The organism is Acetobacter sp. DsW_063 (assembly GCF_002153745.1).
Classification (GTDB): domain Bacteria; phylum Pseudomonadota; class Alphaproteobacteria; order Acetobacterales; family Acetobacteraceae; genus Acetobacter.
This window is the reverse complement of sequence record NZ_JOPL01000086.1, coordinates 1-7,048: the sequence shown is the minus strand read 5'-3', so window position 1 is coordinate 7,048 and position 7,048 is coordinate 1. Positions and strand designations below refer to the sequence as shown.

At 54.2% G+C, this 7,048-nt stretch carries 6 protein-coding genes; 2 read left to right on the top strand and 4 right to left on the bottom strand.

Annotated elements, in window-relative coordinates; genetic code table 11:
- Positions 1 to 66: 66 nt before the first annotated feature.
- From HK28_RS11090 to HK28_RS11075, 4 genes are all read right to left on the bottom strand, one after another.
- Entirely contained in the window at positions 67 to 555 is a 489-nt protein-coding gene (locus HK28_RS11090) for a lipocalin-like domain-containing protein (RefSeq protein ID WP_086644635.1), read from the bottom strand.
- An 86-nt stretch (positions 556 to 641) separates the two neighbouring features.
- On the bottom strand, positions 642 to 2,063 hold the full coding sequence (locus HK28_RS11085) for a cytochrome c (protein ID WP_086644634.1): 1,422 nt from the start codon (positions 2,061 to 2,063) through the stop codon (positions 642 to 644).
- Positions 2,056 to 3,699, bottom strand: a complete 1,644-nt coding sequence (locus HK28_RS11080; RefSeq protein ID WP_086644633.1) for a GMC family oxidoreductase — start codon at positions 3,697 to 3,699, stop codon at positions 2,056 to 2,058. Before HK28_RS11080 ends, HK28_RS11085 begins: the two co-directional genes overlap by 8 nt.
- A 22-nt stretch (positions 3,700 to 3,721) precedes the next feature.
- Positions 3,722 to 4,258, bottom strand: coding sequence for a sorbitol dehydrogenase family protein (locus HK28_RS11075; RefSeq protein ID WP_086644632.1), 537 nt, complete (start codon positions 4,256 to 4,258; stop codon positions 3,722 to 3,724).
- Positions 4,259 to 4,544: 286 nt separating this feature from the next.
- On the opposite strand from HK28_RS11075, the gene HK28_RS11070 reads away from it, so the two are divergent.
- Complete coding sequence (locus HK28_RS11070) at positions 4,545 to 6,002, top strand: ATP-binding protein (protein WP_086644631.1); 1,458 nt, start codon at positions 4,545 to 4,547, stop codon at positions 6,000 to 6,002.
- Positions 6,002 to 6,628, top strand: a complete 627-nt coding sequence (fixJ, locus tag HK28_RS11065) for a response regulator FixJ (protein ID WP_086644630.1) — start codon at positions 6,002 to 6,004, stop codon at positions 6,626 to 6,628. The genes HK28_RS11070 and fixJ overlap by 1 nt, the downstream gene beginning before the upstream one ends.
- Positions 6,629 to 7,048: the final 420 nt, after the last annotated feature.

Below are 7,048 nucleotides of genomic sequence, written 5' to 3'. Positions count from 1 at the left end.
CGCAGCAAGCTTCATCTTCTATCTTAAAGAATGAGTCCTGAGCCTAGAGACCGAAAATGACCTGAGTCACTGAATTCGTTTAAATTCAATGATACTACGAGAAAGCTTTCCTGAATCCCAGTTGGGCATTTTGCGCCAGGGAGTGATGACCTTTGCGTTTTCCCCATCGATAGAAATGGTGCGTCTTTGCTCTGTACCAACCCACTCTGGTGCCCAGGCAGTCTGCACACTGGTGACCCACTGATTTCCCTCGACTCTATAGCGGCCGATATATGCAACGAGAGTTTTCATAAGATGAGCGCGATCCTCATCCGTCTTCGCCGGTTGCCTGTTGCTACCTTCAAGATTGAATGCAACCCAGCCATCCGGGGTGAAAATGACTCGACCCCGAGGAGAAGATCCCATCGCATCAATCATTTTTCCTGTTTCTTTGTCTTCTACTTTGTAAGAAACAAGCCCCCAGACGCCAACGATATTCCTTTTCAGATTAGCGGTATCGACAGAGAACGCGGGAGTGTCATTTATGCCCTGTGCATGAACAGGAACCTCGATCATCAATGCGCTTATCGCACATGCTGCGAACGCTGCTTTAAACCACGAGGGAAGATTTTTTCTCGAAAACATTATTTTTTCTCTCATCTTCAAGTTCGAATACGTCTGAAAACGCCCCGGATACATGCCAGCGTTATGATAATCATACTCCCTGCCATGCCAAACCGGGTGAGCGCCAGTAACGGTGATTTTGCTCCCCCCTCGCGAATCATCTTGACTTGCGCGCCTGAGACGGAAACCTGCGGCCGTCCGTACGTGTTCAGGACATATTTTGTAAGCTTGGCTATTTCCTCGTCATTCAGTTGCGCGGCGTCCGACTTCCTGCCTCCGAAGCCGGGCATAAAGGCCTCGACACCAGAAACATGACGGTCGACGCCGAAGAGAATAGTAGCAATAAGGTTGTCTGCGTTGGAGGCCCCCGTTACGGAGTTATGCCACAATGACGGGTAATACCCGTCACGACTGCCTTCAGCCTTGAAATTATGGCATGAAGCGCAGTTGCCCATAAACAATTCCGCACCAGTCATATCGGAATTATCTTCCGAGCGGATCGGCTGATCACCCCGGACGCGATCCGCGCTGGAGGTGGCCCGACCAAGTGTGAAACGCGAGGTATTTCCGTCTTCGGGATCATGAACCGGCTTTACAGAGGCGAGGTACGTCGCCACTGCCTGAAGGTCGTCATCTGTAAAATGCTGAAAACTGTGTTCGACCGCTTCTCCCATTCCACCGGCCGCCTGCGCCAGGCCGTCAATATGGCCAGACTTCAGGTAGGTTTTGATATTCTCAGCTGACCAACTCCCTATACCGCTGATTTTATCAGACGTGATATTGGGTGCGTACCATGATCCAAGGCTCGCACCACCTAGACTCTCGGAAGGCTTTTCCTGCATGAGAAATCCACGCGGCGTATGGCAGGTTCCACAATGCGCTGGACCTTGCACAAGATACGCACCCCGATTCCATTCTTCGGATCGCGAAAGATCAGGCTGAAAGACCCTGTCATTACGAAAAAGTATATTCCAGAATATCATCGAACTACGAATATTCATTGGGAACGGTAGAGATGTTTTAGGGGGAGCGGTTTCTACGGGCTGAACGGATTTCATGAAATACACGTATAGGTCGTGCAAGTCCCGGTCTGTCATTTTCGAATACGCCGTGTACGGCATCGCAGGATAGAGATTGTTCCTGTCTTTTCGGATTCCCTTCCTGACAGCACGCGAGAAATCCGCTTCGGTATAATCTCCGATACCGAACGTCGTGGACGGCGTAATGTTCGTAGAGTACATCGTACCGAGGGGCGTTTTCATCGCCAGCCCACCAGCGAAAGGCTTGCCGTCCGGTGCTGTATGACAGGCCACACAATCCGACGTCACCGCTATATAGGCGCCCTGGTCAGTCGCGCCTTCGCTTCTGGCTGAAGCACTACTGCACAGGAACACCGCGCCCGAAAATGCCGCAAAGAATGATAACTTGGCCGACAACCTCCTATGCATCAAGTTAGCCATGATTCAATTGCCCAACAATCGCATCCGCAGCTTTGATGGCCAATGCCGCCATGGTTATCGTGCTATTTCCGCTGCCGCCGGTGGTCATTGCGCCGCCGCCGGGCAGGAAGAGATTGTCATGATCATGCGCACGACAATCTGCGTCCACAACGGAATCCGCGGGATCATTGCCCATGATAGTTCCGCCCATGATATGGTCGCTGTGTAAAAATTCCGGCGAGATCTTAATGTCTGTCGCGCCAAGAGCGATCGCCAGCTTTTTTAAAAGTGGCACTGTGTATTGCGTGGCGCTTCGACGCACATAATCACCGACATCGTAGTAGATGCGCGGACGGCTCAGACCCAGCCAATCCTTTTTGTCAGAAAGAGTCAGTCGGTTAAATGATAAAGGCAGTGGTTCATGCTCAACGGTCAGACGCGCCGTGCAAGCCGATAGCCGTCGAATTTCCTGATCGAGGGCCTTTCCGTATAGACCTTTTTCCAAAGCAGCTAGACCGCCGAGCGTGCTCCGCGCCATATTTTCCATACGGAACATCGCTCCCGCGTAGTCACGGCGAAAATCGCCCTGGCTGGTATTCATGATACTGCTGCTCTGGACGGGCCCTACTCCGGTCCAAAGCGGCTCCGTCATTTCCACATCTGCCACCAGTTTTGGTTGGTCCATCATGTTGCGACCAACCTGATCCGAACTATTTGCGACCCCATGTGGGTTCTTTTCATCCGCGGACAGCAGCAGAAGTTTAGGCGTTTCTATTCCGTTGCACGCAAGAACGAATATCTTCCCCGAAACGGAGTGGGAGGTCTTGTTTGGGTCGAAGTAATGGATTGCCTCGATTTTCTTCTGAGAATTTGTTTCAACACGATACGCGACGGCGTTCGTGATGATCTTTCCGCCTTTTGCCTCGATACGGGGCAACGCCGTTGCCGCATCGTATTTAGCGGCGATTGGGCATACCGGAAAACAGTTGTTGTTTCCGCAGCAGGGGGGGCGTCCATCAAACGAAACGCCACTATTGCGTGCCTGGGGCGCGGGAAGGTTCTGCATGCCGATGGTTGCCGCGACGTCCGTCAGTCGTTGTTCGCCAGGGCCGAAGGGTATTGGACCCATCGGGTAGGGGCGCGAACGGGTCGTGTTCGGGGGCCACTGTAAAGCCGGATCGCGAGGGCCACACACGCCCATCGCATGTTCCGCACGCGCGTAGTATGGCTCCAGCACATCGTAGCTGAAAGCCCAATCCCGCCCCACACCATAAAGGCTTTTCAGGCGTAGATCATCGGGTGTCATGCGCCAGCAGATTCCTGCCCAATGCCAGGTGGCGCCGCCTGCGTAACGCACATAGCCCTGCTCGTACGCCTTGGCGTTCGGACCGGTCAGGTCGAGATAAGACGCTCCCTCACTTTCCGTGCGCGTTTCGAGATGGGGAGCCCACGGCTTTGGGGGATAAGGCGCATTCCAGTGGTTGCGCAGTCTAGGCGGCAGGTTTCGGTAGTTTTCAACGATTGTGTCACGGCTGACCCGAGGACCAGCCTCAAGCATTAGAACCGAGAACCCGGCATCAAGAGCCTGCTCGGCAATCAAACAGCCCACTACGCCGGTGCCGACAATGATGACATCGCTACTAAGATTTGAAAGCATGAACAATTTTCCAAAACAATTTTTAAAATGAAGGCATGTTCAGCAAGGAAACTGCAGTCGAGTTCCACCCATTGGGAGCGGACTTTGCGTAGGAAGGTATCGTCATGACATCGTTCGTCACTTTGTACATGAGAGAACTTTCAAAGCCTATTATATGATCTTTCGATTTTCCATTAATAACACCGGAATACCACGCCGATATTATCTTCATCGCCGTATTTTTTTGTTTTATATCAGTCAACGTGGGCATGAAATGCTCAACATCTACCGAGGATGTTTTTATTATCAAATCCTGAAGTTCTTTTATTTTATTATCAAAATCCTCTTCGATGTCACTAAGTGCGCCATGAATTCTATGACCGACAAAGCGATCTAACTCATGAGGAACGAGAATCCTCGATACAAACATAAAATGTGATACAGGATCAGTCTGACTGGGTGGTCCCGATGACTCCGCAAGACCTCTGGACTGCGCAAAGCTCGCTGCAGTAGCGAGGGCGCTCATACCAAGAAGCAGGCGGCGCCTATTTATTTTTAATTTTGTACAAGGTGACCCCATTTTCCTTTTCCCTTACGCATTGTATTTATGATTTCCATATCATTATGTATTTTTTAAACTATCAAACGCTACCGAACGTCGTTGTTACTGACGGCACTGACAGGAATTCGGACGAAACAACCAACTGCACATGCGAAACTTGTGCGCTCCACCGTGTGGAGCGATAAAAATTTACGACGAAATCTAGATCTACATCTCCGATATTTCGATGAGTGATGCTATTACGTAGTATTACGGGCTTGCCCTCGGGCGGCCATCTGCCGCAGCATGCGAGCGGAGGACGTCATTGAGGGACTTCTGGGATCTGCCGCCCCAAGAAATCACTGCGCGACCATACCATCGCGGTCTCGCAACTAGCTCTTTAGCCGGGCTCGGGCTCGTCATACTGGGCACGCTCATACGTTTCCTGATCAACCCGTTTCTGGGCGGCAGGACATTGTTTCTGTTATTACTCCCGGGGGTGCTCGTCGGCGCAGCGACCGGCGGCCTGCTGCCCGGTTTAGTCGCAGCCACCCTCGCGTCTGTGCTTGGCTGCCTGCTACTCGCTTACGACGGCGCGCCGCCGATCGAAAACTGGGTCGAGACACTTCTGTTCGCTACACTCTGCGTCCTGATCACCTGCGGCGGCGAGTGGCTGCTGCGCGCCCGTCGACGCACAGTCGCTATGGCTCAACGCATCCTCGAACGTGAGGCCCATCTTAGCTCCATCCTCGATGCAGTTCCCGACGCTATCATCATTCTGGACGAACAGGGCCTCGTGCAGTCGTTCAGTCACGCGGCAGAGACACTTCTGAGGTGGGGTGCGGTCGAGGCCATTGGGGTGAACATAGCGACCATCCTCCCGGAACTTGGAGTGGCTCCCATCCCCGAGCGGCATGGGTTGTCGGCAGTCGCCCGTCGCAAAGACGGGACGACGGTCCCTGTCGACCTGTCTACCGGACGCCTGAACTCGGGAGGGAGCTCCTTCACGATAGCCTTCCTTCGAGACCTCACGGAGCGCGAAGAGGCGTATCGACGCGTGCGGCAGTTGCAGGCCGAAGTCACTCATATCTCGCGCCTGTCCGCCATGGGCGAGATGGCGGCGACACTGGCTCACGAACTCAATCAACCTCTGACTGCAATCGCAAACTTTCTCAACGGTGGCCGTCGTCTCCTGCAACTCGAGAGCGGGCAGAGTGCCCGCGTACGGGAGGCCATGGACAAGGCGGCCGCGCAAGCGCTGAGAGCAGGTCGGATCATACGGTCGCTGCGCGACTTCGTGTCGCGTGGAGAAGGGGAGCCATACCTGGAAAGCCTGCGGGCGCTTATCGAGGAAATGGCGCCGCTCGCATTGATCGGAATCGCGGAGCGCGGGATCGAAGTATCCTTTCAGCTCGACTCGGAGGTTGATCAAGTTATTGCGGACAAGATCCAGATACAGCAAGTCCTCCTCAACCTGATCCGTAACGCTGTGGAGGCCATGGAAGACTGTGACGAACGGCGCCTGATAGTGGCGATCGACGCCTTCGAAGGCATGGCGCGAGTCCGCGTGACTGATACCGGCCCCGGTGTCAGCCCGGCGATCGCTAGCAGGCTATTCGAACCTTTCTCGACAACGAAGGATCATGGCATGGGAGTGGGCTTGTCAATCTGCCGCACCATCGTGGAGGCTCATGGAGGACGCATCGGAATGCAGCCGGAACCGGGGGGTGGAACGTGCTTCCTCTTCACCTTGCCTTGCGCCCGGACAGAGGAGTTCGGCTAGTGAATCCGGATAGCATCGTCCATGTGATCGACGATGACGAGGCCGTACGTGAATCCCTTGCTTTCCTGCTGGTGGCGTCGGGGCATGCTGCGCAGACCCACGGATCGGCGGATGAGTTCCTCGCCATCCTGAAGGAGGTTGAGCGTGGCTGCGTCATTACGGATATCCGAATGCCCGGCGTGGACGGCCTCGATCTCGTCTGCCGCCTCCGAGAGAGTGGCAAGGCCCTTCCGGTCATCGTGATCACGGGGCATGCCGACGTACCTCTGGCGGTGCAGGCAATGAAAGCCGGCGCGCGCGACTTCATCGAAAAACCATTCGACGATCACACCATCCTGGACGCAGTGGCCTCCGCTTTGCAGTGCGGCGAAGAGAGCGACGCCGAAAGAGCACGAGCACATCTCATTGGGCAACGAATCTCCGCCCTAACGAGGAGGGAGCGACAGGTTCTTCGTGGTCTCGTCGACGGCCAATCGAACAAACTCATTGCTCGGGATCTTGGAATAAGCCCACGAACGATCGAGATTTATCGGGCCAATCTCATGACCAAGATGGAAGCTCACAGCCTGTCTGAACTGGTGCGGATGACGTTGACGGACCCGGAGCGACCATGGCAATCACCTTGATGGTCGGCGCCTGCGCAAAATACACACGCCAAGCCTTCTCGGCTGTCTCCATCTTCAGTATCGCATGACAAATCGTTACGTCGTCACAGGGAGCGGTGCGAACTCATGCATAAGAATGCGGGGACATTTTCCATGCCGATCCATAAAAAGGGTGCGTTTTCCGCCGGGGCGGGAGCATGCTTATAGACGGGTGCAAAAGGAGACCGGATGGCAAGCCTTCATCCAAGACACGCAAAGTAGCATAGATAATTTCGAAAACTGGACATGCTCCGCTCGCATATCCTACATGGGTGCTGTCACGTTAACTGGCGTGGGGTATTTAAAGGCGTTTGAGAGATTTTTCAGGCGCAGAGAGCGGTTGCGCTATCGCATTGAGCGAACGCCCTGAGACGGTGCAGATGTCGGGAGATGGCGTTGTCG

What these genes read in the sequence shown, in the direction of transcription:
- HK28_RS11090 (WP_086644635.1), bottom strand. Translation starts at nt 555, where the DNA reads ATGATCGAGGTTCCTGTTCATGCACAGGGCATAAATGACACTCCCGCG.
- HK28_RS11085 (WP_086644634.1), bottom strand. Translation starts at nt 2,063, where the DNA reads ATGGCTAACTTGATGCATAGGAGGTTGTCGGCCAAGTTATCATTCTTT.
- HK28_RS11080 (WP_086644633.1), bottom strand. Translation starts at nt 3,699, where the DNA reads ATGCTTTCAAATCTTAGTAGCGATGTCATCATTGTCGGCACCGGCGTA.
- HK28_RS11075 (WP_086644632.1), bottom strand. Translation starts at nt 4,258, where the DNA reads ATGGGGTCACCTTGTACAAAATTAAAAATAAATAGGCGCCGCCTGCTT.